This window comes from Kamptonema formosum PCC 10802 (genome assembly GCF_000332335.1).
In the GTDB taxonomy this organism is placed as follows: Bacteria; Cyanobacteriota; Cyanobacteriia; order Cyanobacteriales; family Oscillatoriaceae; genus Oscillatoria.
On the sequence record NZ_KB235953.1, the window covers coordinates 684 to 2,772 of the forward strand.

1 protein-coding gene is annotated in these 2,089 nt (G+C 52.9%); it reads right to left on the reverse strand.

Annotated features, from left to right (window positions below):
- The coding region (locus OSC10802_RS0137975) for a DUF4114 domain-containing protein (RefSeq protein WP_026099170.1) at positions 1-1,341 on the reverse strand (1,341 nt) is incomplete at its 3' end.
- Positions 1,342-2,089: the final 748 nt, after the last annotated feature.

Here is a 2,089-nt window from a genome sequence, read left to right on the forward strand (position 1 = left end):
GGTGAAGCGAATCCCCTCAAACCCCGACACATTGCCATATTCATCTATCGCCCGCAAATAAAGGGTGTGACTTCCCTCTGACAGCGCCCCGCCAAATATTTCCTCTAAAGCGTTGCGGTCTAATGAAAACGTTCCATCCTCGTTGAGCCGGCTGGCAATCTCAGTAAAGCTCTCCACCGGCATCCCCTCAAAACCGGCACGCAAGCTGAAAATCCCGCTAACATCAATAACACTACCCGCAATCGCCGGGTCAGAGGTAATCCCATCTGCAGCGCCCTCACCCGTATCGTTCTCTAGATATGCCGCAATTTCAGGCGGTTCGGTATCGGCTGAATTGATTTCATCTAAAATTTGTCCCCCCAAAACTGTCCCGCGCCAGTCCAGGGATGGTGCAATCACATTATTTAGCGATGGGGCTGTGCCAGTCGCGCCGGCGACCTGAAACATCACATCGTTGTAATCCTTATCCGCACCGGCATTCACCTGCATATCTTCAAAAGCAAAAGCGTAACCCTTGCCGGTGACATCAGCTATCTGCCCTGAATTGAAAGCATCCCTGGGGTTAGATGTGGCTAATGAAAACAGGGAGCGTCGCGTGCCGGTCAGTGCCGGATTGTTAAAGACATCCTGTATCCTATTCCGGGGGGCTAAGATAATCCCAAACTCATCCCCCGGATTCATAGATACTGTCTTGATGCCCTGGTATGTCCCCTTGTTCCAATTTTGCGGCTCAGCCCCCAAAATGCCGGTCAACTTAGCGCCTTCCGTGAAGTCAGAGATTCCCACATGCCCCTCTGAAGAATTACTCAGCGCCCGCCGCGCGGCTTCTTTGACAAAAGCACTGTGATCGGTCAGGAAAGCCGACATCCCCTTCAGGTTAAAGATGCCTACCTCTCCCTCATAGAAGCCGCCATCAAACAGATAACTTATATCGACTTTCCCCGTTGGGCCTACTTTAAACACTCCCAACTCAAAGGGGCTGTTACTGCTGGGGGCTAGGGGCTGACCTGTGAGCGGGTCAGTGTTGGTTTTGGGACTCACCTCCAGAATATAGTCTGTATCGCCGCTCACCCGAGAGATTTCAATCGAGTAGTCCCCCGCAATTAAGGCATCGGCATTAATCGCTTCTGGACTTGTTCCACTATTAGATGATGTGCGCAGTACAGAGCCGGTGCTGTCCAGCAATTTCATATCCACATCGCCGCTCAATTCGCCCAGAGACAGACTGAAACTCCCCGGTGCGTTCAGGGTGAGCCGGTAAATGTCTGTTGGGTCGGCGCTCAATACATTGCCGACATATGTGGAGCTGCTGTCTAACGAGCCAATGTTGAAGTCGGACATCACTCACCTCGCCTGTAAACTGCACACCATCACCCCTCGTAGCACGAATCTCTCCGTCACACCTGTCGGGAGCGGCTGACTTGTTTTTTACTGTAGCGAGTTTTTTTTTGGCTGTCAAACTTCTGCGCTCTCCCCCTCTGACGCTGGACTTTTAATAGTTTATCTTTTTGATTAGTATTTTTAAGCTTTGCGGTTGAGCGCCTGAAGCCCCGGGATTTGTTATGATTAAACTGCCGTAATTTATAAAGATGCCCCGCACCGGCACCCCCTCCGCACCCCCTGAGGGAGCGTTTTTAGCACGCCAGAGGGCGGAATCATTAAAAAATTAAATAATTCTTAAGCGGAATTATTAGAAATTTCTATAGCCGCCCGCAGTGCCAGCCGGCACACTGCTGCATAACACCCAAAAGCTGCCGGTGTCAAGGGGTAATCTCTTAAAAAAGACTCTTCTCAATCAGCTCTTGCAGCTAGAGCACCTGTCTTTTGGGCCATCGACCGCAGGCCGCAAGGCCCAGAAGCTCTCCCCCAGGGAGCCGCTTGCGCGTCTATAGCGCTGCTCCCTTACTCGCACCGGTCAGCTATAGCAGATTGCAACTGAGTGAGGCACACATATCAGATCCCCCCAAACCCCCCTTAAAAAGGGGGGCTTTGAGAATTCCCCCCCTTTTGTAGGGGCGCGTCCCGCCACGCCCCGGGTGGGGGGGGAAGGACGGCCACGGGGTGGGGCGGCCACGGGGTGGGGCGGCCA